This is a genomic window from Psychromonas arctica DSM 14288, assembly GCF_000482725.1.
GTDB lineage: Bacteria > Pseudomonadota > Gammaproteobacteria > Enterobacterales > Psychromonadaceae > Psychromonas > Psychromonas arctica.
This window is the reverse complement of record NZ_KI519480.1, coordinates 116,487-140,945: the sequence shown is the minus strand read 5'-3', so window position 1 is coordinate 140,945 and position 24,459 is coordinate 116,487. Positions and strand designations below refer to the sequence as shown.

The 24,459-nt window shown below is 39.1% G+C and carries 19 protein-coding genes; 8 read left to right on the top strand and 11 right to left on the bottom strand.

Annotated elements, in window-relative coordinates; all coding sequences use genetic code 11:
• Nucleotides 1–55 precede the first annotated feature (55 nt).
• From rsfS to H592_RS0116665, 5 genes are read left to right on the top strand one after another with little or no spacing between them, the layout of a single operon-like run.
• Nucleotides 56–382 carry a ribosome silencing factor gene (rsfS, locus tag H592_RS0116685; RefSeq protein ID WP_028869770.1) on the top strand — a complete coding sequence of 109 codons (327 nt, stop codon included), beginning with the start codon at nucleotides 56–58 and terminating at the stop codon, nucleotides 380–382.
• A complete protein-coding gene (rlmH, locus tag H592_RS0116680) occupies nucleotides 382–852 on the top strand; it encodes a 23S rRNA (pseudouridine(1915)-N(3))-methyltransferase RlmH (protein ID WP_028869769.1) in 471 nt (156 codons plus the stop codon). Before rsfS ends, rlmH begins: the two co-directional genes overlap by 1 nt.
• A 2-nt stretch (nucleotides 853–854) precedes the next feature.
• The gene (gene mrdA, locus H592_RS0116675) at nucleotides 855–2,741 is read left to right on the top strand and encodes a penicillin-binding protein 2 (protein WP_028869768.1); all 1,887 of its coding nucleotides are present in this window, start codon (nucleotides 855–857) and stop codon (nucleotides 2,739–2,741) included.
• A gap of 2 nt (nucleotides 2,742–2,743) precedes the next feature.
• Complete coding sequence (rodA, locus tag H592_RS0116670) at nucleotides 2,744–3,847, top strand: rod shape-determining protein RodA (RefSeq protein WP_028869767.1); 1,104 nt, start codon at nucleotides 2,744–2,746, stop codon at nucleotides 3,845–3,847.
• 7 nt (nucleotides 3,848–3,854) lie between these two features.
• Nucleotides 3,855–4,646: a septal ring lytic transglycosylase RlpA family protein gene (locus tag H592_RS0116665; protein WP_028869766.1), complete on the top strand. Its 792-nt coding sequence runs from the start codon at nucleotides 3,855–3,857 to the stop codon at nucleotides 4,644–4,646.
• A gap of 276 nt (nucleotides 4,647–4,922) precedes the next feature.
• On the opposite strand, the gene H592_RS0116660 is transcribed toward H592_RS0116665, so the two are convergent.
• Nucleotides 4,923–6,677 carry a methyl-accepting chemotaxis protein gene (locus H592_RS0116660; protein ID WP_051369224.1) on the bottom strand — a complete coding sequence of 585 codons (1,755 nt, stop codon included), beginning with the start codon at nucleotides 6,675–6,677 and terminating at the stop codon, nucleotides 4,923–4,925.
• A 752-nt stretch (nucleotides 6,678–7,429) separates the two neighbouring features.
• Here H592_RS0116660 and H592_RS0116655 point away from each other — a divergent pair.
• The gene (locus H592_RS0116655) at nucleotides 7,430–8,476 is read left to right on the top strand and encodes an alkene reductase (protein ID WP_028869764.1); all 1,047 of its coding nucleotides are present in this window, start codon (nucleotides 7,430–7,432) and stop codon (nucleotides 8,474–8,476) included.
• 266 nt (nucleotides 8,477–8,742) lie between these two features.
• Here H592_RS0116655 and punC read toward each other — a convergent pair whose 3' ends face one another.
• Entirely contained in the window at nucleotides 8,743–9,960 is a 1,218-nt protein-coding gene (gene punC, locus H592_RS0116650; RefSeq protein WP_028869763.1) for a purine nucleoside transporter PunC, read from the bottom strand.
• Nucleotides 9,961–10,059: 99 nt separating this feature from the next.
• On the opposite strand from punC, the gene punR reads away from it, so the two are divergent.
• The gene (punR, locus tag H592_RS0116645; RefSeq protein ID WP_028869762.1) at nucleotides 10,060–10,965 is read left to right on the top strand and encodes a DNA-binding transcriptional activator PunR; all 906 of its coding nucleotides are present in this window, start codon (nucleotides 10,060–10,062) and stop codon (nucleotides 10,963–10,965) included.
• A gap of 78 nt (nucleotides 10,966–11,043) precedes the next feature.
• Here punR and pmbA read toward each other — a convergent pair whose 3' ends face one another.
• Entirely contained in the window at nucleotides 11,044–12,369 is a 1,326-nt protein-coding gene (pmbA, locus tag H592_RS0116640; RefSeq protein WP_028869761.1) for a metalloprotease PmbA, read from the bottom strand.
• A 126-nt stretch (nucleotides 12,370–12,495) separates the two neighbouring features.
• Here pmbA and yjgA point away from each other — a divergent pair, with 126 nt between their 5' ends.
• Nucleotides 12,496–13,005, top strand: coding sequence for a ribosome biogenesis factor YjgA (gene yjgA / locus H592_RS0116635; protein ID WP_028869760.1), 510 nt, complete (start codon nucleotides 12,496–12,498; stop codon nucleotides 13,003–13,005).
• 133 nt (nucleotides 13,006–13,138) lie between these two features.
• Here yjgA and tldD read toward each other — a convergent pair whose 3' ends face one another.
• The 8 genes from tldD to H592_RS0116595 form a co-directional block, all read right to left on the bottom strand.
• Nucleotides 13,139–14,584, bottom strand: a complete 1,446-nt coding sequence (gene tldD, locus H592_RS0116630; protein ID WP_028869759.1) for a metalloprotease TldD — start codon at nucleotides 14,582–14,584, stop codon at nucleotides 13,139–13,141.
• Nucleotides 14,585–14,602: 18 nt separating this feature from the next.
• Nucleotides 14,603–15,481: a carbon-nitrogen hydrolase family protein gene (locus H592_RS0116625; protein ID WP_051369223.1), complete on the bottom strand. Its 879-nt coding sequence runs from the start codon at nucleotides 15,479–15,481 to the stop codon at nucleotides 14,603–14,605.
• A gap of 213 nt (nucleotides 15,482–15,694) precedes the next feature.
• On the bottom strand, nucleotides 15,695–19,789 hold the full coding sequence (locus tag H592_RS0116620) for a YhdP family protein (protein ID WP_028869757.1): 4,095 nt from the start codon (nucleotides 19,787–19,789) through the stop codon (nucleotides 15,695–15,697).
• Nucleotides 19,790–19,884: 95 nt separating this feature from the next.
• Entirely contained in the window at nucleotides 19,885–21,357 is a 1,473-nt protein-coding gene (gene rng / locus H592_RS0116615; RefSeq protein ID WP_028869756.1) for a ribonuclease G, read from the bottom strand.
• A 4-nt stretch (nucleotides 21,358–21,361) separates the two neighbouring features.
• Entirely contained in the window at nucleotides 21,362–21,922 is a 561-nt protein-coding gene (locus H592_RS0116610) for a Maf family protein (protein WP_028869755.1), read from the bottom strand.
• 2 nt (nucleotides 21,923–21,924) lie between these two features.
• Complete coding sequence (mreD, locus tag H592_RS0116605) at nucleotides 21,925–22,407, bottom strand: rod shape-determining protein MreD (RefSeq protein WP_028869754.1); 483 nt, start codon at nucleotides 22,405–22,407, stop codon at nucleotides 21,925–21,927.
• Nucleotides 22,391–23,272: a rod shape-determining protein MreC gene (mreC, locus tag H592_RS0116600; RefSeq protein ID WP_028869753.1), complete on the bottom strand. Its 882-nt coding sequence runs from the start codon at nucleotides 23,270–23,272 to the stop codon at nucleotides 22,391–22,393. Before mreC ends, mreD begins: the two co-directional genes overlap by 17 nt.
• Nucleotides 23,273–23,321: 49 nt before the next feature.
• Nucleotides 23,322–24,359, bottom strand: coding sequence for a rod shape-determining protein (locus H592_RS0116595; RefSeq protein WP_028869752.1), 1,038 nt, complete (start codon nucleotides 24,357–24,359; stop codon nucleotides 23,322–23,324).
• Nucleotides 24,360–24,459: the final 100 nt, after the last annotated feature.

Genomic DNA, 24,459 nt, shown 5'->3' with positions numbered 1-24,459 from the left:
TGATATACTCCGCCGCTTAATACAATTTAACTAATAAACTCGGAAGGAAATTCCCTTGCAAGACGAACAATTAAAAGCTTTTATCATCAATCAACTTGAAGAAATGAAAGCAAAAGAAATCGTAACTATTGATGTTGCTGGTATCTCTGATGTCACTGATACTTTGATCATCTGTACTGGTACTTCAAAACGTCACGTACGCTCAATTGCAGAACAAACTGCATTAGCAGCAAAAAATGCTGGTGAAGTGCCACTGGGCGTTGAAGGCCTTGAAGGTAGTGAGTGGGTATTAATTGATATGGGCACTGTGGTTGCACATGTAATGCAAGATGAGACACGTCAATTTTATCAACTAGAAAAACTATGGACTGAAACAGCGTAATGAAAATTCAGCTAATTGCAGTGGGTACTAAAATGCCTGACTGGGTTGAAAAAGGTTACCTTGAATATGCACGGCGTTTCCCAAAAGAGATGCAACTTGAGTTATTAGAAATTAACGCAGGTAAACGTGGAAAAAACGCGGACATTAAGCGTATTTTGAAAAAAGAAGGTGAATTAACCTTAGAAGCGATTCCAAAAGGTAATAAAATTGTCACGTTAGAAGTGACAGGGAAATCGTGGACAACGGAACAATTAGCGAATGAAATGACTAAGTGGCAGCACGATGGGCGAAATATTAGCCTATTAATTGGCGGGCCTGAAGGTTTAGCACCGGAATGCATTCAACAGTCAGAGCAGCGCTGGTCTCTTTCTGCATTAACCCTACCGCATCCATTAGTAAGAATCTTAGTTGCTGAAAGCTTATACCGAGCTTTCACGCTAACCATTAACCACCCTTATCACAGGGAATAAAGTTGAAGAGAAAGCGTAATAGCATACGTAACCACAGTGCTGAATCAGCCCTTTTTTTACGTAGAACTCTAGTTGTTTTCTTAGCAATACTGCTTGCAGTGGGTATTTTGATCTCCAATTTGTATTACCTACAAATTAACTCCTTCGATACTTACAAAACACGATCTAATGCCAACCGGATCAGTGTACAAACAGTGCCGCCTAATCGTGGTTTAATCTACGATCGCAATGGCGTCATTCTCGCTGAAAATAGACCTGTGTATAGTTTGCAAGTCATTGCTAATAAAACCAATAACTTAACAAAAGATATTGAACGGTTAACCAAGCTTGTATCGTTAACTGACAGAGAATTGGCTAAATTTAAAAGTCAAAATCGTTATTCACGATCTTTTAAAGCAATCACTATTCGCGATCAGTTAACGCCTGAAGAGGTCGCACTATTTACTGTCAACCAACACCTCTTTAAAGGTTTTTCAATTCAAGCGAGCTTAAAACGTTATTATCCTTTTGGTAATGCATTTACACACGTCTTAGGTTATATCGCAAAAATTAATAGTCGAGACTTAGAAAAAATTGAACAACGTGGCGAACGTGCTCGTTATCAAGGTACCCGCTACATCGGTAAATTAGGTATTGAAAGATATTACGAAGATATTTTGCACGGTCAACCGGGGCAACGCCAAGTAGAGGTTGATAGCTGGGGTAAAGTGATCCGCACCTTACAATTTACAGCACCAACACCCGGTAAAGATATTACCCTTAACATCGATATTAACTTACAACTTAAAACACAAGAATTGTTAGCTGATATGCGCGGCAGTATTGTGTTAATGGAAGCAAAAACCGGAGCAGTATTAAGTTTAGTTTCTGCACCAAGCTACGATCCTAATTTGTTTGTAACGGGGATCAGTCAAAAACAATACCAATCATTATTATCTTCTAAAGATCGTCCTTTAATCAATCGAGCTACGCAAGGCCGCTACCCACCAGCTTCCACCATTAAACCGCAAATGGCATTATTAGCGTTAGATGAAAAAGTGATCACCGAAGAAACGAAAATAAAAGATCCAGGTTGGTGGATTGTTCCTAACTCCAAACGCCGTTTTCGTGACTGGAAACGTTGGGGTCATGGTTTAGTGGATGTATTCCATGCTATTGAACAAAGTTGCGATACCTTCTTTTATGATACCTCCTATAAGTTAGGTATTGACCGTATCGAGCCCTTTATGCGTTTATTTGGCTTTGGTGAATACAGTGGCTTAGATATTGCTGAAGAAACAAAAGCAATTATGCCATCTCGTGATTGGAAACGAGGCCGCTTTAATCAACCTTGGTACGATGGTGATACCATCTCGATTGGTATTGGACAAGGTTATTGGACAGTCACTCCTATTCAGTTAACAAAAGCGACGGCTATCTTGGCAAGACGTGGTGAGAATATTAAACCACACGTATTACGTTCAATTACCTCTGCTGGTGAAACCTCAACGCCAGTGTATGAAACAAAACCAGCGATCACATTACACAGCAGCCGTTATTGGGATGTTGCTTTAAAAGCCATGCAAGGTGTAACCAGTAAACGTAGCGGTACTGCTTATCGCGCTTTTGGTGATGCACCGTATACTGTAGCCGGTAAATCAGGTACTGCGCAGGTCATCAATATTAAAGAAGATGAAGTTTATGATGCAGATAAAATTAGTGAGCGTCATCGTGATAACGCAATGTTTGTTGCCTTTGCCCCATTTGAATCACCTGAGATTGTGGTCACTGTTATATTAGAAAATGTAGGTGGAGGCAGCAGTAATGCAGCCCCTATCGCTCGCGCATTATTTGATGAGTACTTTAAAAGTAGACATCCCATCGCTTCTAAATCTGCACCGGACTCTTAATTATGGTTAGCACTCAGGCTCAAAAAAGTATTTTTTACCGTTTACATATCGACCCGTATTTATTGGTTGGATTATTTGCATTAATGAGTATTAGTTTAACGGTATTATATTCAGTGGCTGGTTATGAAATGGTTTATCGCCAAGTAATTCGGTTAGCCATTGCCTTGGCCGTCATGTTAGTAATAGCTCAAATCCCCCCTGAATGGTACCAACGTTGGACACCGGGCATTTTTATCATTTGTGTTTTACTACTGATCGCAGTATTAGTGATAGGCCATACCGGTAAAGGTGCACAACGTTGGTTAGATCTAGGTTTTACTAAGTTCCAACCTTCTGAAATAATGAAACTGATCATGCCTTTAATGGTTGCTTATTATGTCAGCCAACACACCCTACCAACTCGCCTCAAACAAGCTTTTATTGCGCTTATTATTGTTATTGTACCGACCTTAATTATCGCTAAACAACCAGATTTAGGCACCTCTATATTAGTTGCCTCATCCGGGCTATTTGTGCTGTTTTTATCAGGCATTTCTTGGTTATACATTGCTATTGCTCTGGCTGGTGTGATCGGATTTATTCCTATTCTATGGTATTTTTTGATGCTCGATTATCAACGCGGGCGAGTATTAACCTTGCTTAATCCTGAAGCCGACCCGCTTGGTGCAGGTTACCATATTATCCAGTCAAAAATAGCCATTGGCTCGGGTGGTCAATGGGGGAAAGGCTGGTTAGAAGGCACACAATCGCAGCTAGAGTTTTTACCAGAACGACATACCGACTTTATTTTCTCAGTATTTTCAGAAGAATTTGGCTTTATGGGGGTATTGTTATTATTGAGTATTTACATTTTAATTATTGGTCGTGGTCTGTGGATTGCTAATCAAGCGCAAGATGCCTTTACCAAACTGATCGCAGGCAGTATCATCCTGACCTTTTTTGTTTATATCTTTGTGAATATTGGTATGGTGAGCGGATTATTACCTGTGGTAGGTGTTCCGCTTCCGGTTATCAGCTTTGGCGGGACGTCGATTGTTACCCTATTAGCAGGATTTGGCATCCTAATGTCTATTCACACTCATAAACGCTTTAATATAAAACGGTGACCCCACAATGAAGAATTTAATTCTATTCAGCTTAACTTGTATTTTGTTAAGTGCCTGTAGTAATGATCGAGAACGCTATCAATATCATGATGATCATGCCCCTACGGCTATTCCACCATTAGCACATATAGAAGATGTAAACCCTCGCTATGAGCCACAATCTAGAGGTGGTAACAAAGACTATCGCGTACGTGGAATCAACTACAAAGTGTGGCGTGATATTACCGAGCTAACGGAAACTGGCGGCGCTTCTTGGTACGGTAATAAGTTTCATGGTCACCTTACTTCCAATGGTGAACGTTATAATATGTTTGCGATGAGTGCAGCGCACAAAAATCTACCCTTACCAAGTTACGTGCAAGTCACTAACTTAGCGAATAAAAAACAAATTATTGTGCGTGTTAATGATCGTGGCCCTTTCCATAAAGGACGTATTATTGACCTTTCCTACGCAGCCGCTAAAAAACTAGACATTATTCAAGCAGGTACAGGACAAGTTGAAATTAAATTAATCCACTTTCCTGAACATGAAAATACTAGCTTATTAGAAAAACAACAAAATGAAAGTATATACGGCACCTTTACTATTCAATATTTAGTGACATCGAGTGCGGCAAAGGCAACACAACTATCTAATCAATTGACTAATAAACATAACGTTGCCACCTTTTTTGAACAAAAAAATAATCTTTATTATCTGCGTATAGGCCCTTTAAATAGTGAAGCAAAAACAGAAGCTTTATTAAAAACGATTAAAAAAGAATACCCTAAAGCTTACATTATTCATCAAGAGCCTTAATATCAACACCGACTCATAAACTGCTTTTTACATAACATGATTTAAAATAATATGGCTTTCTAACACGACGTAGTTTTTTAAAATCAGGAAAGCTTGCTCAGGAAGGAAAATGCCGCGTTGAATGAATTATATTCAACGCGGCATTTTAGCTTTATTCCTTTATTCCTTTATTCCTAGAGTCTATTCACTCCCTGTTTGCTGATTTTTATGCTGCGTACTTACCAACACATTTATTTCCAAGCTCTCCCTATGGGCATCAGCAACGTTGTTGGCCTGCTATTCAAGTTTAAATTTATTGATAATAGCCACTAACTGAAGATTTGATTCGGTTAAATGATGAGTGCTATTGACCGTCTCTGTACCATTAATACTGAGAGTATCGACCATACCTTGAATCGCCGTCATATTACGATTAATTTCTTCACTCACAGAACTCTGCTCTTCGGCAGAGGTTGCTATCTGCCCTACTAAGTCATTAATATCAAGTACAGCTTCGGTCATTAAATCAAGCGAAGTAGATACTTTAGATGTTGTAGTTGCAGTACTGAGACAACTTTGTTTGGTTGAATCCATACTAACCACGGCAGCTTCAGAACCAACACTTAACTTTTCCAACATGGTATTAATTTCTATCGTGCTCTGTCTTGTTCTCGCAGCAAGTGCCCTTACTTCATCAGCTACCACAGCAAATCCACGACCATGTTCTCCGGCTCTTGCGGCTTCTATCGCTGCATTTAATGCAAGTAGATTAGTTTGCTGTGCAATTTCACCAATCACATTTAAGACACTGCTAATTTGAGCGCTGTCTTCACTCATTGATATAATCGTCTTGCCGGTATCTTCAACCTCATCGACTAAATCCGTGACACTCTGAACTGCTTGTCGCACCGCTACTTTAGATTGCTCTGCTTCACTATTGGTCGCTTCTGTCTGTTTCGCGGCATTAGCTGCACTTTCTGCCACCGCATCAGCTGTCGCACTCATTTCATGAATAGAAGTCACCGCCATTTCCATCTCCTCGCTATGCGACTGCAATAAGCGATGGCTAGACTTGGTCAGGTCTTCTAAGGTATTTATCTGATTGTTAATATTGACACTCGAATGAGAAACATCGAGCATCATAAGTTGTAGGTTTTCAATAAATTTATTAATACCACCCGCAATCTTACCTAAATCATCACTTGTTTCTACCTTAAGCCGATGTGTTAAATCACCACTGCCATTAGCTAAATCTGTGATCACATTTCTTAATGCCACAACAGGACGGAAGGCAATATTAAGGGCAAATACACTGAGCGGAATAATCACAGCAGCAGCAATTAATAATGCGATAGTAATGGAATTATTAAGGTTATCGGTATTACCTTGAATATAACTATTGTCGATGTAGCCGGTCAGCACCCATTCGTTACCCTCAATACTAAAGGTGTTGCTAATAGGCGTTAAATCACCATCTATCTTATTAGAAAATAAAACAGTGCCCACTGAATCTTTTAATACAACATAACTACCTTCCACGGCAGACACTTCAAAAAGGTGGTGTATTTTTGTAAGGTTAATGACAAAAATATCACCAGCATCATCAGCTTCTTTTTTAGTAATATTGATGTAAGGGATCTGATTTTCAAAATAGACATTACTGATTGATAATGGATCTTTTGCCGCAGCAATTTGTGCTATATATTTCTCGTTATTTGACGGGGCATCAATACTGCCTTTTTTATCAAATACCGCCCCATACTTAAATTTTATAATATTGCTAAACCCAGTGGAATCGACTGTCTTTTGTATCTCAGAAAAACTAAAATTACTATTACGAGCAAGTTTTACATTATTTTCAAAATCATTAATCAACTGATCTTTAACTAGATTAAGCTGAGCTTGAATATTCTGGGTATCATTTTTATAAATGTACTCTTTAATATAATAATTTGCACTTAAGAAGGAAATCATTACTGATATCGTAATGATGGCAATAACCAATGTTAATATTTTTGCTTTAAATGGTATTTTCTTAAAACTATTTTGCATGTAATTACTCGCTTGCTTTTAGTTAATTGCTTAATTATTTACTCAGTTGTATAAATATGATCAGAGTTCTTCTTGTAAAGCCTAGCTGGGATGTCATCAAAACCCGTTGCAAACAAATAAGTTGAAATAAATGGATTTATTATTAAACGTAGCGCAAACACATTCAGTGAGAGTTTCGTAAGGGGGATGCACAACTGCTGACTCGATTGAGTGTAGTGAGCTTTTAATTAAATGCTTTTGTTACATTTAATTAACATCTACAAATGCTGAGTAGATCACAAAAAATATTACTCATTGTTTTGAAACATTAAAAAAATACACAGACTTTTAAGCAAATAAAAACCAACCATTTATAAATGCTATTTAACCTCAATCCTGATTAATGAAAGCGGAATTGTATTTGAAATCATAAAATTATATTTTTTGACTATACAGCGCCGTTAGTTTTGCATAGTTCAAGGAGAATTATTGAAGCAATAACTGGTTATTGAGAGATGATTTAACAAAGAAATCCGCGGAAATAGCGGTGTTGTATCGCTTTGCTTATCCAGATCTGACGTTATTTGGCACTTTACGCTGATTATTTAAACACAACTTCATTTGAACAATCATTCAAACAAACCTTGATAAGCATTAAACCATCCCCATTACTTAACTATGTTTGCAAAGAGTAATTTGGTTTACCGCAACTATTTACAACAATTAGTTACAACAACTAATTACAGCAATGATTGACAACAAAGGAACATATAATGGCTATTGATTTACTTTCATCGTTTAAATTAAACGACACTATCACGCTAAGTAATAGAGTATTAATGGCACCACTGACCCGTTGTATGGCTGATGATGATTTAGTCCCTACACAGGATATGGTTGATTATTATGCGCGTCGAGCTGATGCCGGCTTAATTATTAGTGAAGCGACTATTATTCGCCCCGATGCACAAGGCTACCCTAATACACCCGGATTATTTACCCTGCAACAAATTCAAGGTTGGAAAAAAGTAACCGATGCCGTGCATAAAAATGGCGGTAAAATGTTTGCGCAATTATGGCATGTGGGTCGAGTGGCACATCCACATTTTTTCGATGGTGAAGTATTAGCCCCTTCTGCAATTGCAGTTGAAGGTTCTGTTCCGCGTATGCGTGAGCTAACTTATATCACGCCTAAAGCAGCGACGATTGAAGATATCCAAGGCTTAATAGCAGATTATGCAAAAGCGGCTGAGAATGCGATAGAAGCGGGTTTTGATGGTGTAGAAATACACGGTGCAAATGGTTATTTGATCGACCAATTTTTACATTATGCAGCCAATACACGTGACGATGAATACGGGCAAACACCTGAAAATATGTCACGCTTTGCATTACAAGTAGTTGACGCAGTGATCGCAGCAATTGGTAATGAACGTACTGCATTACGTTTAACACCCGGTGCTTATTTTAATATGAGTGAAGATAAACGTGATAAAGCGGTGTTTGATTATTTACTACCGCAACTTGAGAGCAGAAACTTAGCTTACTTACACGGTGGCATTTTTGATGATAGTACACGTTTTGACTCATTACAGGGTAAAACAACGTCTGAGTATTTACGTGCAGGTTACTCAAAAGGTACGTTAGTCGGTGTAGGAAGTTACAGCTTTGAAAGTGCGAAAGAGGCTATCAATACTGATAAGTTTGACTTAATTGCAATTGGTCGTCCGTTTATTGCTAATCCAGATTACATCAGCAAAATGCTTCGCGGTGAAGAGACCCTTACTTATAGCGATGAAATGCTAACAGAATTAAAATAATAACAGACCGCGCTTTGTACTATGTAACGGGTATATATCCTATAAAACGAAGCTTAAAATAAAGACAACCTTGCATTAACATAGGTTGTCTTTTTGACTGGATTTTTTTATCGTTAATATCTAGTAAATTCGCAAGCGAATAAAGCAAACAAACTTGGTAAGGTGCACAGCGAAAAAGAGGCACAGGCATTATTAGCAAAATTAAAGAACGAATACCCTAGCGCTTTTGTTGTACGACAAAAAAACGCTAGAAAACAATCTCTAAATTAAGCGGCACTAGCCTCTAATTCTGTCACTTTACGGTCTTTTGCTATCAAACTATAACCAACAATAACAAATACCCCTTGGCATGCCATAACTGCGCTCATGGCTATTACACCATACTCACTGAAAAGTGACACCATTGCGCTAGCTAGTACACACAACATCATCTGTAAAAAGTTCAATAAGCCAGATGCTGATGCACTGTTACTTTTGAAAGATACCAATGCATTATTTGCTACAATCGGATAAATTGCACCGTTAGCTGCTGCCATAAAACACATCGGAATTAGCAAGGGAACAATACTATTACCAGTGCCTACCATCGCAACTACAAAAGTTGAAATCACACTTAAAATGAAAGTTTTCAGTAACAATGGCAGTATTTGCTCAGTATTATAGCGATTTAGTAATGTACGGCAGGTATATCCACCAATGATAAAAGCGATAGTTTGGGGTACATAACTCAAACCAATATCAGTACCTGAATACCCCATTGCACTCATTGCAAAAGGAGATCCGGTTAACCATGCAAAAAAGGCCGCTGAACAAGCCGCATAAATGATCATATTACCGCTGAATTTTTTTGATTTTAAAATACTAACATACTGTTTTAAAATCGAGATTGAAGGTTGAACAGTGACCTTTTGTTGAATAACGTTATTACTACTAAAGTCGATTAAACTACTTCGAATCGCCCAAACAACACCAATGAAAAGTAAACAATAAAAAATGCTCTGCCAGCCTAATTGTACTTCAAGAAAACCGCCTAATAATGGAGCTAATGCAGGAGATAATGCGACTAACGGCATAACCGTAGCAAATATGTGCTGAGATGTTTTATCATCATATTTTTCGATAACAAAAGATTGCCAAATAACTGTCGCCCCCGCAGCACCTAAAGATTGTATAAAACGCCCTACTAATAATTGTTCTACATTACCCGACATTGCACAGATAATGGTACCAATACTAAAAATAGCTAAGCTAGAAATAAGTACTTTTTTTTGGCCAAGTCGTTCGCTTAATGGCCCATAAATAAGCTGACCTATCGCCATACCTAGCAGAAAAATACTTAATGACCAACCGATCATCTGATTTGTTGTTGTTAAATCTTGGCGTAATACATCAAAAGCGGGAAGGTACATATCCGTTGCAAGAAAACCCAGCATACTCAATCCAGATAACCAAATATAAGGAATTTTAGCTTGTTTTTTAATCATTTCAGTACTCTTTATAATAAATTTCCGACAGTATATTCTTGTACAAAACGAGATTAAAACGGTATATTTTAACCTTTACTATCAAAAAAGTTGACGTGTATGTTTTCTCACCATGATTTGATTGTTATCGATACGGTTGCCCGCCGCGGAAGCTTCTCTGGTGCCGCTGAAGAGTTGCATAAAGTGCCCAGTGCAATCAGCTACACGGTGAAATTGATTGAAAATAAATTAGACGTATTGCTGTTTAAGCGCCTACACCGGAAAGTACAGCTCACACCCGCGGGTGAGTACTTTGTCTCACAAACACGTTTGCTACTTAAACAGATGTCGGAGGTGAAAGTACAAGCACAGCGGATTGCTAATGGCTGGCAAAGTAGTGTTTCTATAGCACTAGATAATGTTGTAAGGGAAGCCTCGGTAAATCAATTGGTTGCAGATTTTTATCAGCAATTCCCAGATATTGAATTATTACTCACCATGGAAGTGTTTAATGGTGTTTGGGATGCATTAGTTGATGGCCGTGCTGATATCGCCATTGGCGCAACGTCTGCAGTGCCGATTGATGGCGGTGTGGCTTACCGGAGTATGGGTGAATTGTCATGGGACTTTGTCGTCAGTAAAAATCACCCCTTAGCAAAGCATAACGAAGCGTTGACCGAGCAACAGCTAATTATCTATCCAAGTATCTGTTTAGAAGACAGTGCGCGCATATTGCCAAAACGTACCACCTGGCTACTCAATAACCAACGTCGGTTAGTAGTGCCTAACTGGCATAGTGCAGAACAGATTTTTATCGCAGGATTGGGAATTGGGTTAATGCCCACACATCGTGCAACGCCATTAATCAAACAAGGACTATTAGTAAAGAAAACGTTAGCTTTTAGTACTCAAGATAATAGCCCTTGTTGCTTAGCTTGGCGTGATGGTGTTCTACCACCGGCAATAAAGTGGTTATTAAACTATTTGGGGGATAGTGAAAAATTACATCAGCAATGGTTGGCGTAAACATAAAAACAGCTGTCAGTTACTCTTCTGCCAGCTGTTAATAAAATCAAAATATACAAAGCAATTAAAATGTGTAATTTATGCGCCAGCGATCTTCATTTTTTTAATTAGGATAGAACCAGTTTGTAAGCTACTTCTTGGGTCAGTATCACAACCAACCGCACTAATATCCATGAACATCTCTTTCAAGTTACCAGCAATAGTAATCTCATGGACAGGATAAGCAATCACCCCATTTTCGACCCAGAAACCCGCCGCACCACGCGAGTAATCACCGGTCACCATATTAACGCCTTGCCCCATTAACTCAGTAACAAATAATCCAGTGCCCATCTCTTTTAATAAACCGGCTAAATCGAGTCCACCATCCTTTACAAACCAATTATGGATACCGCCAGCATGGCCAGTGCTCTCTAGGCCCATTTTACGTGCAGCATAGCCTGTTAATAAATAGGTTTGTAAAAAGCCATTGTCGATAATATTACGTTTTATAGTACGTCCGCCTTCACTATCGAAAGGTGAACTAGCAATACCTTTAACGATATGTGGGTCTTCAGAAATTGACAGCCAGTCAGGGAATATTTGGGTATTGATTGAGTCTAATAAGAACGAAGATTTTTTATATAAGCTTGCGCCACTGATCGCCCCCACTAAATGACCGAATAATCCACTGGCCATTTCAGGACAAAATAATACAGGGCTTTCCTGGGTGGCTATTTTACGCGCTCCTAAACGTTCAACCGAGCGCTTCACAGCTTGTTCCGCAACCCATTGTGCAGAAAACAGATCATCCATATCGCGGGCACTGGTATAACTATAATCACGTTGCATCTCACCGTTTTCTTGTGCAATTAAGACACAGCTTAAACTATGACGACTGCTGCCGTAACTTTCTAAGAAACCATTACTGTTACCGTACACTTGTAAACTGTTGTGGCTATTAACACCTGCACCATCTGAATTAACAATGCGTTTATCTAAGTTCAGCGCAATATCTTCACATTGCTTGGCTAATGCTAACAGTTGGTCGGTATTTTTATCACTTGCATGGTATAAATCTAAATCAATAGGATCCTGCTCTAAAAAGCGTTTATCTAATAACCCTGCATAGGGGTCTTGGCTTGTATATTTGGCAATATCAACCGCCGCTCTTACACTCGCAGCAATCGCCTCTTCACTTAAATCAGCGGTAGAAGCGCTGCCTTTACGGTGATCAACATAAACACTAATCCCCATCGCACCATCGTGGTTAAACTCAATGTTTTCAACTTCACCTAAACGGGTATTCACAGAAATCCCAGCACTTTTCCCTAACGCAACTTCAGCTTGGCTTACACCTAAATCATTGGCAATATTAAGCGCCGTATTAACGGCATTTTCTAGTAACTGTTTCTGTTCAATCATGTTTAAGCACCACAATGTATAATTAAATTTAAGATAAGAAATAATAACATGGATTAAGGTAAGCATCTTGTGATGATGGTATGATGCGCTTAATTATTTAATCCCTAACGTGATAGACCATAAGCTATGAATAAAAAAGTTGAAGAGATCTTTGAAGAAGACGAGATCAGTAAGTCGCAAATTAAACGTGAAGCTGAAGCTTTAAAAGATATCGGTCGCCAACTCGTGGCCTTAAATGCAAAGCAATTAGCACAAATCCCAGGCAGTGATACCTTGATGGAAGGGATTAAAGTAGCGCATAAAATATCCACTAAACATGAAGCACTGCGCAGACAGTTCCAATATATCGGAAAAGTATTGCGTACTGAAGATATGGAAAAAATCACTGCTAAGTTAGATATTATCAATGATAACAACCGTAAACGTACTCATGCGATTTCGCATTTAGAGCTGTTAACGGATCAGTTGATTGAATTGGGCGACCCTAAAGTGAATGATGCACTAGAGATGTACCCACAACTTGAACGTCAAAAATTGCGCCAAATGATTCGCCAAGCAAATAAAGAAAAGAAACTAGAAAAACCAGCTAAAACGGCTAAAGAGTTATTTGTCTACTTAAAAACTAACTGTTTATAAACGCCTATATTGCAAAAAACCAGAGTAGCTATCTATTCTGGTTTTTTTGTATCTATGTTTTTTGTATCTATGTTTTTGTGTATCTACAGCATCGCTAATACTCTTTGCATACTAAAGCAGGAAAGGATCGGTATTAGTTAGTGCCCCCCACTGTTAATTGGTCAATTTTAAGTGATGGCTGTCCTACTCCAACGGGTATACTTTGCCCTTCTTTACCACAAACACCAACGCCTGGGTCTAAACACATATTATTAGCGACCATAGACACTTGTTGCATAGTATCAAAGCCATTACCAATTAATGTCGCGCCTTTAATCGGTGCAGTGATTTTTCCATCTTCAATCAAATAAGCTTCAGAGGCAGAGAATACAAATTTACCCGAGGTAATATCAACTTGCCCGCCACCAAAATTCGGCGCGTAGATACCTTTTTTAACACTTTCAATCAACTCTTCATGCTCATATTCACCGTTTAGCATAAAGGTATTGGTCATACGTGGCATTGGCAAGTGAGCATAAGATTCACGACGCCCATTACCCGTTGGCGCAACGCCCATCAAACGAGCATTCAGCTTATCTTGCATGTAACCTTTTAAAATGCCATTTTCTATCAGTACATTACGCTGACCTTTAGTCCCCTCATCATCAATGTTTACCGAACCACGACGGTCAGCAATGCTGCCATCATCGATAATAGTACAATGCTTAGAAGCCACTTGTTGGCCTATTTTTCCTGAAAATGCAGATGAACCTTTACGGTTGAAATCACCTTCTAAACCGTGCCCCACTGCTTCATGTAATAACACACCAGGCCAGCCTGCACCAACAATCACTGGCATCGCACCAGCAGGCGCGGCAATCGCATCAATATTAACTAATGCCTGACGAATTGCTTGGCGTGCATAGGAGAAGGCTTTAAGTTCACCTTCCTGCGTATCAGTAAAATAATCTAAATCAAAACGCCCACCACCACCGGCACTGCCTCGTTCACGTTTACCATTTTTTTCAATTAACACAGAACAGCTAAAGCGGATCAAGGGGCGGATATCTGACGCTAATGTACCGTCACTAGCCGCCACTAATATTTCTTCATAAACTGCGTTTAATGACACGGTAACTTCACTAACAGAGGGCTCTAATGCACGGGCGAAGGTATCAACTTGCTTTAATAGCTCAATTTTTTTATCGCGGCTCATGCTTTGTAAAGGATCCGCTGAACCATAGTAAATAGGTTGTGCGGTTGGCATGATCAGCTTGATTGACTTTTCTTGCCCTGAATTAGCAATACTTTTGGCAGCATTCGCAGCTTCAGTAATGGCTTTTTTAGAAATATGATCAGAGTACGCAAAGCCAGTTTTTTCACCAGACACGGCACGAATACCAATGCCTTTTTCGATGTTATAACTGCCTTCTTTGACAATCCCATCTTCTAATAACCAAGATTCATGGCGGCTTGCTTGAAAATAAAAATCAGCATAGTCAATTTGAGCTCCAGAAATTTGACTCAGTTGTGATTCTAAATCACTAATTTGCATATCAGCTGGCGCTAAAAAATTGTCTACTACTTGTTCAAAAGACATTGACGATCCTTATTTCTATTAAAGTTTTTGTGTACAGCTAAATTGGTTATGTTGCTGCACAGGCATTATTTTTCTTATATCGAGTAATTTTTCTTGATTAAAATCGTCATAGATAACACCGTTACCAGTGGTCAACTGCGTCATTATTTTTCCCCACGCATCTATGATCATGGAGTGCCCGAACGTATAACGCGGCTCGAAGTGAGCATGATTAAGAAAATGCTCTCCACCCTGATTAGCCGCAATAAAATAACACTGGGTTTCGATGGCTCTAGCTTGTAATAGCGCTTGCCAATGTGCTTCCCCTGTTACCTTAGTAAAAGCTGCTGGCAATAAGATAATATCAGCCTCAAGCTCTCTCAGCTGCTGGAATAATCCTGGAAAGCGTAAATCATAACAGATAGCGAGGCCAACTTTTGCAAAACCGCAATCAATGACCTTAATTTCTTTTCCTGCGATAAAAGTATCAGACTCTCGATATGCGCCCTGAGTGTCTGCCACATCGGCATCGAACAGATGTATTTTATTGTAATGTGCAGTCAATTGCCCCTGCGGCGAAAAAACCAAACTACTTGTATATATTTTGTCTGATTGCTCACTTTGAATTGGGAAGCTGCCACAGACTAAGGTACAGTGATACTGAATAGCCAATTCACCTAATCGGCTTTGAATAGGTCCATCACCTAACACTTCCGCTACACTTAAGTAATGCTTTCTACTGGAAAAACAAAGTGCATTTTCAGGTAACAACACTAGCCTATTTAGATCTTTTTTTGATTCAGGTAGTGCCTGTAATTGATCAATAATCTGTTGAAAATTATCTTCAATACAATCATTGCTTATTATTTGAATCGCAACCAGTTGACATGTTGCAGTGTGAGTATTTTTAGTGCTCATTTTACCTGACCTCATTTTAAGCTGAGAATTTACAACGACAGTTTTCAGCGATCATTTATAATGACCGTTTACAAGCATAGCTTACGGAAAAAATTGACAGTAATAAGCATGTAGTTAAAAGCAAGTAGTTTAAAAAAGATAACATCCAAGGTGAATTTTGTAATAACACTACGCGTTAACATTAGAGTTCAAATTGCTCAGCACCCAACACGTCTATTTTTTAACGCCATTTACGGTAGTACCGTTATCAACCTTACCATTATCAACAACACTACCCTCAATCTCTTCTAACACTTCGCTGTTTTGCAGTTTAACCACGCCTCTTTGTCTGTCTTCTATTTTAACATCAGGATTATCTAACGCACCTTTAACAGAAAAATCTACACGAATAATACTATCCACAACCGGTTCAAGTATTTTAGTCATCATTAACACCGCCGCGCCAGTTAATGGGTTAATAGCAAAGGCTGCCAACACGGGTAAGCTAGAGGTCACAGCAGGGCTATAACTAAAACGATAGTTAACATTGAGGTTGGGTAAGTCAATTAACCCTTCACCTGATATTTTCCCCGCCGAACCATTTAAAAAGTAATCATCATTTTTCAAAATACCATTACTAATATTGGCGGAAAGCGACATATCGTCAAAACCTAGCCCTTTCGAGAAAATATTACCAAACTCTAAGTTCAAACTACGTCTAATTCCGTCGAGGCTTAAGAAACTTAATAGGCGAGCACCTTTATCATCAACTTCAGTGATTTGGCCGTTCTCAGCTTTTACTGACAGCTGGCCGTTCAACGAATCTAAATTAAAATGCCAAGGCGCACCGACCCAATTTAATGCGCCATTTAGCGATGCTTGTTCATAAACCATTGGGCTACTATAACCTAAACGATCAACAATACTGTTATCACTGCTGCCTTTACTATCAACAATAATATTGGTTCTACGCTGATCCCATACACCTGAAATATTAGTTGCTTGATCTTTTTCACCTAAGTTTAAATAATCAATATTAAGACCTAATTTACTCGGGTACACATGTGCTTTAAGTGGTGATAATTGCATTTTTTTATAATCACATTGCACACACTCTAAAAAGACTTCAGGATAATCTTCTCGTAAGTTATTGCTCAGTTGAGGTAATGAAGGCCCTTCTTCTTTGCTGAATAGCTCCTGTATTGCATCAACATTTAATAACTGGAAATTCATCTTTTTAATACTAATGTCATAACGGTCAGGAATGCCCTGACGATACTCTATATCTGTAAGTAAATTATCCGCTTTAAGCTTGATGGCCCAAAAATCATCACGATAAATAGCTTGTGAATCTAAGTTTACCAAGGGTTGTTCAAATAATTCCGCATGTCTAATATCAAGATAAAACTCATTAATATTAAATAATGATGTGCTCTTATTATTCGACGCAGTCGCACTTATATCGGTAGCCGCTGTATTTTTTTGAGTGAAGACCCATTCATTAACAATCTCAGCCCAGGGTGTTAAATTAATTTTATCACCAGTAATACGTACTATCTGTTTACGCTTATCAATGCCAATCGCTTGCCCACTCCCCAATCCAAGATAGAGGTACTTAAGAACCGCTACTCTTTCTTTATTAGAGTTTTCAGGGTGTAAAATCTCGCCCACGGACTTCAGTTTATTATTAATACGCGCATCCCACTGCGTACTGCGCTGATTGCCACTGACATTAATAGAAGTCGGCCATGCTTGTAAGGAGTTTTTATTAAATGGTGCTGGCAGACCTATCTTAACCCCCTGTAATTGCGATGATAAATTCACCGAAAACTGATAGTCTTGGTTCGAACCTTGGGTGAAATCGAGCTGTCCCTGCCAATCTAAATTACCAATTGCTTGTAATGGTGCTAATTGTTTTTCATAACGGCTTAACTTAGCAACATTCCAAAGCCCTGAAAGGTCTGCCGTCAGCCGATATTGCTCAGGCGACTCTTTACTCGCAAAAGATAAGTTAACAGGCTGTTCGAATAAGGTCGCAGTCAGGTCGTTTGCTGTCAGGTCACCATTCACAAAGCTAAAGGAACCATTTACTTTTTTAAAGGGCAAGATCACATCGCTGGTTAACTCAATATCGATATCATTGTCGACTAAATCTAACTTACCTTTTGCAACGGTTTCTGCGTTGCTGGAATCGAGCGGGATTTCTAAGGTTAATCCGCCAGTCACTTGACCGCCGATACGGATCATTTGTACCACTTTACCGACACTGTCTTTAAGTGGTGACCCAATCAAATAGTCAGCAATCGATGAGGATGTTTCAGCAACTTTAGCGTTGATGGTTAATACGCCATCAGGGCTTAAATGGTCGATAACCGCAGATAACGAATCAACACGAATATCGCCTAATTTAGCTTTGTCACTGCTCATAAATAGTGAGTCATTTTCAAATAATAGGTCTAAGTCTAAATCACTTAACCCTTCCCAACCTGTATAAAAGTTATATTGGCCATTTTTAACGGGAACAAAAGCTTGGAATACACCGTCATTATCTTTGTAAGGGTAATCAGTTAACGGCCCATGCCATACAATTTTGGCTCCCGTTACCGATCCTTTCTTAAGCGTGGGTTGCAAATAATCAAACACATCTTGTCCCATTGCTAACATCGGCAAATAGTACTGTGCTTTTTCAACGTCACTTAAAGAGGCATAAGTAAACAAGCTTAAAAATGGACTACTCAGCTCACTATCATTAGGAAAAAATAGCGTAAATTGACTACTGCTATCAAGCTCATCAGTCACTAATATACTTTTATCACTGACCAGTTTGAATCCATCTTGTTGGTTTTCCCAACGTAATTCAAATTGCCCTTTTTGTAATGGCATACTACGACTAAACTGTTTATCAAAAAGGATCGATTGAGGACCCAGTTTAATACTAGCGCGACCCGTTCGTTGATTGCTAAGCAATGAAATATTGGCATCACTAATACCAGGAAATGCCCCCACCGCTTGATTGTTAAAAGCATCGACATTTGCACTTATTGAATACTCGCCAGATTGATCCACTAATAATCCAACTTTATTTACATCTCCACCAAGCTCAAGCGCCAGTATCTGCTCAATATTCGCTTCGGGCAATGTTGAAAATAAGAGGGCAAAGGGCACGATTGAATTAACATTAACACCTGATAGATCAAATTCACCAAATTCATTATCAATACCCGCCCCAGAAAAATTAGCATTATTAAGCGGAATGTAATTATGGGTAATATTTAAATCGTAGCTATCAAATAACCAATGTTTATCCTGATCCGTAAACTGTAATAAACCGTCATTAATTTGCCAGTCATGGGATTGATTTAACATCGACCAGGCAATCTCTGAATTGCCCCATTGTAACTGCATGCTCTTAGGCCCATTAAAATCAAAGTCACTCCAAAGCTCAAAAGAAACAATGGCTTTTTTAAGCTCTGCTAATGGATTTACTTGAGGTTGTAAGTATTCAGTTGCATTTAGGTTTTCTGCCTGTGCGTAAAAACGACCAATCAATTGCTCATTGGCGCCTTCTGCTTCACCAGTAATATCAATCACAAACTGTAATGTATTCTCACCTATTGTATTAGGTAATGATGCTTTACCAACACCTTGATGGCGTTTGTCATCATTAACCCAACTAAGATCTTGGATTAAAATAGTCTTTTTATTATTTAGATGATCGATAAAATTAATTTGGCTATCAGTGATAGAAAATGAACTTAAATGTAATAAAAATATATTTTTAAGTGCATCAAGCGTTAACTCTGATTGTGCTTGATCCTGTTCAGATTTCGTTAATACAGACTGGCTAGCAATCGCTTGAGACGAAACCGATGCACTGGCGACAGATTGAGTAGCAATAGCCTGAGAAGTTAATTGCTGAGGATTTGTAGCAACAGCAAGGTTCTGCATTTTTGTTGATTTTAATGATAAATTTGCTCCCTTTAATGAAATATCATTAAAGATAAGCTTTTGCTTAGTTAAACTATCAATAAAATCGAAATGTAAAAATAGATGCTCAATTTTTAACTCAAAGGGTAATACTTGAGTATCAATCAATGTCACATCTTTTAAGGTTAATACTAAGCCAGAAAAGTCGATGCCTGCCGAGACTTTTTCAGCATTAACATTGATATTCTGCTTCGCTGCGACCCACTCTACTAGCTGCTCTTTATAATCATCAACGCCATTGATAGCAAAGCGTGCAATGGTCAACAACACTGCAATAATAATTAATTTGGCAGCGAGCAGGACCCAGAGTCGCTTTAACCATTTAAAGGTGACATGTTTCAAAAATGATAACCCATTAAACCTACTTTCTCCTACTTCATAGCCACATACTAACGGTACTATAACCGTACTATAGCCGTATAATAGCTACATCAGAACTACATCATAACAACATCAAACTGCTCTGGACCGTATAAAGGTTCAGCATGTATTTCTACGCGTTTTTGCATAAACACGATTAACTCGCCAAGATTATAGGACTCATCGCCCTGTAGTGCTTCAGCAACCGCAACAGAGCTGTAAACAACAAAACGCTCAGCGGTAAAGGCGCGGTCAACACGTAATATTTCTCGCAGTATTTCATAACAAACTGTTTCCACAGTTTTAACGTAACCACGGCCATTACAGGTACTACATTCACCACAAAAAATATGCTCTAAACTTTCATGAGTACGTTTACGAGTCATCTCAATCAAGCCAAGTGGCGAGAAATCATTAATATGCGTTTTCACACGGTCTTTCGATAACGCTTGTTCTAGACTATTAAAGACACGGCGTCGATGTTCTAAAAGCTTCATATCAATGAAGTCGAGTATAATGATCCCACCTAAATTACGTAACCTTAATTGACGCGCAATTGCTAACGTTGCTTCAATGTTAGTATTAAAGATAGTCTCTTCTAGGTTACGGTGCCCCACAAACGCGCCGGTATTGATATCGACCGTGGTCATTGCTTCCGTTTGGTCGATAATTAAATAACCACCTGATTTTAATTCAACCTTTCTATTTAATGCTCGCTGCACTTCATTTTCAACATCAAATAGGTCGAAAATAGGACTTTCACCGTCATAATATTCGACTTTTTTCGCTAATTCAGGGACAAACTCCACGCTAAATTTAGAAAGTTGCTTAAAGCTCAACTTTGAATCTATACGAATGCGATCAATTTCATTGCCAACAAAATCACGCAAAATACGAAATGCTAGTCCCAGATCCTGATATAACATCTTATTTTTAGATTGAGTACGCTGTTTACGCGTGATCACTTTATTCCACACACGCTGCAGAAAAGCGGCATCATTTCTTAATTCTTCTTCAGGCGCACCTTCTGCAGCCGTACGAATGATAAAACCACCTAATTCATTAACACAAGATTGAGTAATATCCTTAAGTCGTTCTCTCTCCTCTGCGCTTTCAATACGCTGTGACACGCCTACATGCTGTGTATCGGGCATAAACACTAAATAGCGAGAAGGTAACGTAATATCTGTGGTCAAACGCGCGCCTTTTGTACCGAGTGGATCTTTCACCACTTGCACAATAATATTTTGGCCCGGACGAACTAAGGTCGAAATATCGGCCACCTTGAATTTATCTTTTTCAGGATCCGCAACACATTCAGTACGAGGATCAATATCTGAGGCATGTAAAAAAGCTGCTTTTTCTAAACCGATATCAATGAAAGCGGCTTGCATACCAGGGAGAACACGTGTCACTTTCCCTTTATAAATATTACCTGCAATGCCTTTACTCGCTTGGCGTTCAATATGTAACTCTTGTAAAACTCCCCCTTCGATTAACGCAACACGCGTTTCAGTGGGGGTAATGTTCATTAATAATTCAACAGACATGCTGTTATCCTTTAACGCTTTTGATCAGTTGAGCTGTCTCGTAGAGGGGAAGCCCTACTACAGCACTATAGCTACCGGAGAGATGAGTCACAAATTGACCCGCAATACCTTGAATACCGTAACCACCCGCTTTATCCTGTGGCTCGCCTGTTTCCCAATAGTCCGAAATTTCTTGTTCTGTTAATGCTTTAAACGTGACATCTGTGGTAACTAACTTAACGCGCTGTTGATGTGCAGAAATAACCGCAACCACAGTTAACACTTGATGAGTATTATCCGATAATAATGTCATCATTTGTCGAGCATGTTGCTTATTTTTTGGTTTCTCCATCACAGTTTTACCACAAACTACAATAGTATCTGCCCCTAACACCACACCTTGCTGATTATTATTATCTAAACCCGCTAACGCTTTCTCTAATGCCAATCGTTGTACGTATTCTGAGCTACTTTCATGAGCTTGTTGAACTTCGTCAATATCTGCTTTAATTCGTTCATATTGAATATTAATTTGCGATAACAATTCACCTCTACGGGGGGAATTCGATGCAAGGAAGATAGGCATTGTTAGCTGACCTTAAAGCGAATACGTAAAAAACGCATAAACAGAAAAAACCATGGCCAAACTAGCATAGAAGTAAACACTGACCAAAAATAATGACGGTGTAAAACGATCTCTTGCATACTCGATGCTATCCAATACAAGGCAAGCTTGGACATAAAAATAAACACACCTAGCAGTAATGTTGTTTGTACTAAGGTGAAGTTTCGAAAACGTTGAAAGTTAATACTGGTGATATAGGCAAGTAACGACAATAACATGGCATGCATACCCAGGATCGATCCGAGCAACAGGTCTAAAAAAAGTCCTAGGATAAAAGCATGCCCAATATTCACTCGGTGCGGTAAGGCAATGATCCAATAACACAGGACTAAAACCATCCAATCTGGACGAAACGCATTAAGTATGATCGGTAACGGAAAAATAGCAGCAACCAAACAGACAAAAAATGTGAAATAAATTATTTTATAACTATTGAACAGGTTCATCGAATGTTTCCGGCGAGTCTAAGGTTAAATCTGCACCCGCTAACGGATCATTATTCCACAACAACAATAAATAACGGCTTCTATCTAAGTCCGCCACAGGCGTCGCCGTAACCGTTGCATATAACTCACCTTCTTGATACTCAAAACGGCTAATTTTAGCAACAGGATAACCAGCAGGAAAACGTCCGCCTAACCCCGATGTCACCAGTAAGTCACCTTCTTTAATATCGGCATTACTTTGTACAAAAGGCACATTCAACTTATCCCACGCGCCACTACCATGAACCACAGCAATAGCATCGTTACGCTGTACACGCACCGGAATACCATGACTGGCATCAACAATTAATACAACCCGACTGGTGGTGCTGCCCACTTGTGAGACTTGTCCAACCACACCTTGTTCATTAATCACCGGTTGCCCGAGATAGACACCATTAATGGCCCCTTTATCGATCAATAATTGATGTGTAAACGGATCTGAACGTAAGCTCATCACTTCGGTGATCATACGTTTGTATTTGAATTGTTTTTTAGAGTTTAATAATTCGCGTAATTGTTTGTTTTCACTTTGTAACTGCCCAAGTAACAAACGATCCGCTTTTAAATGCAAATTATCTTTCTCAAGCTGTTGGTTACGATCCACTAACGCCTGCCTAGTCATAATATTTTCAGAAAAGGCACTAAACAATTTTTGTGGCGCATCAGCAACATACTGAATAGGAGAAACAATGGAGTTGAGGTAAACACGTACGGAGGAGAAAAGGTTAAACTGACTATCGGCGATCAGCAAACCTACGCAACAGGCTATTACAACGAATAGCCTTAACGTAAAAGAAGGACCGCGGGTAAAAATTGTTTTCATGGGTATTTCTATTGAATCAGAGCGCAGGATTTAGCCTGCGCTAGAAATATCAATCTCCGTTAAAGACATCGCCGCCATGCGTATCGATCATCTCTAATGCCATACCGCCGCCACGTGCAACACAGGTAAGGGGATCATCAGCAATAATAACGGGAATGCCAGACTCTTCTGACAACAAGCGGTCTATTTCGCATAACAATGCTCCACCACCTGTAAGTACCATGCCCTGCTCTGCTATGTCAGCAGCCAGTTCTGGTGGTGTTTTCTCTAATGCAACCATCACAGCAGCTACAATACCACTTAATGGCTCTTGTAATGCTTCTAGTATCTCGTTGCTGTTTAATGTAAAGCTACGAGGTACACCTTCAGCAACATTAACACCACGTACTTCAATTTCTTTAATTTCGTCAATTGGGTAAGCAATTGCAATGCTATGTTTGATACGTTCAGCAGTAATTTCACCGATAGTACAGCCATAATTACGACGAACATAATTGATGATTGCTTCGTCAAACTTATCGCCACCAATACGTACAGAAGCAGAGTAAACAATACCGTTTAATGAGATAACAGCAACTTCTGTCGTACCGCCACCAATATCAACAACCATTGAACCTTTTGCTTCAGACACAGGCATACCAGCACCGATTGCAGCGGCCATTGGCTCATCGATTAAAAATACATCTCGCGCACCAGCGCCCATTGCAGATTCACGAATCGCACGACGTTCAACTTGTGTTGAGCCACAAGGCACACACACTAAAACGCGTGGACTAGGACGCATCCAACTGTTGTTATGTACTTGTTTGATAAAATGTTGCAACATTTTTTCAGTAATATAGAAGTCGGCAATTACCCCATCTTTCATAGGACGAATTGCTTGAATATTTCCAGGTGTTTTACCTAACATTTGCTTTGCAGCACTACCAACAGCAGCAACTCTTTTGCCATTTTTATCCATACGGATTGCAACCACTGAAGGCTCATCCAATACAATACCTTGGTCTTTTACATAAATAAGGGTATTTGCAGTTCCTAAATCGATTGATAAATCGTTAGAGAACATACCACGGAACATTTTAAACATGAAGATTTCCAAAAGAAGCGAATAAAAGTAATTCGCGTACTCTACCAACCCACCCAAAATACAGCAAGAAAAGAAAGTGAAAAGCTTGTTTAAAGAGCGA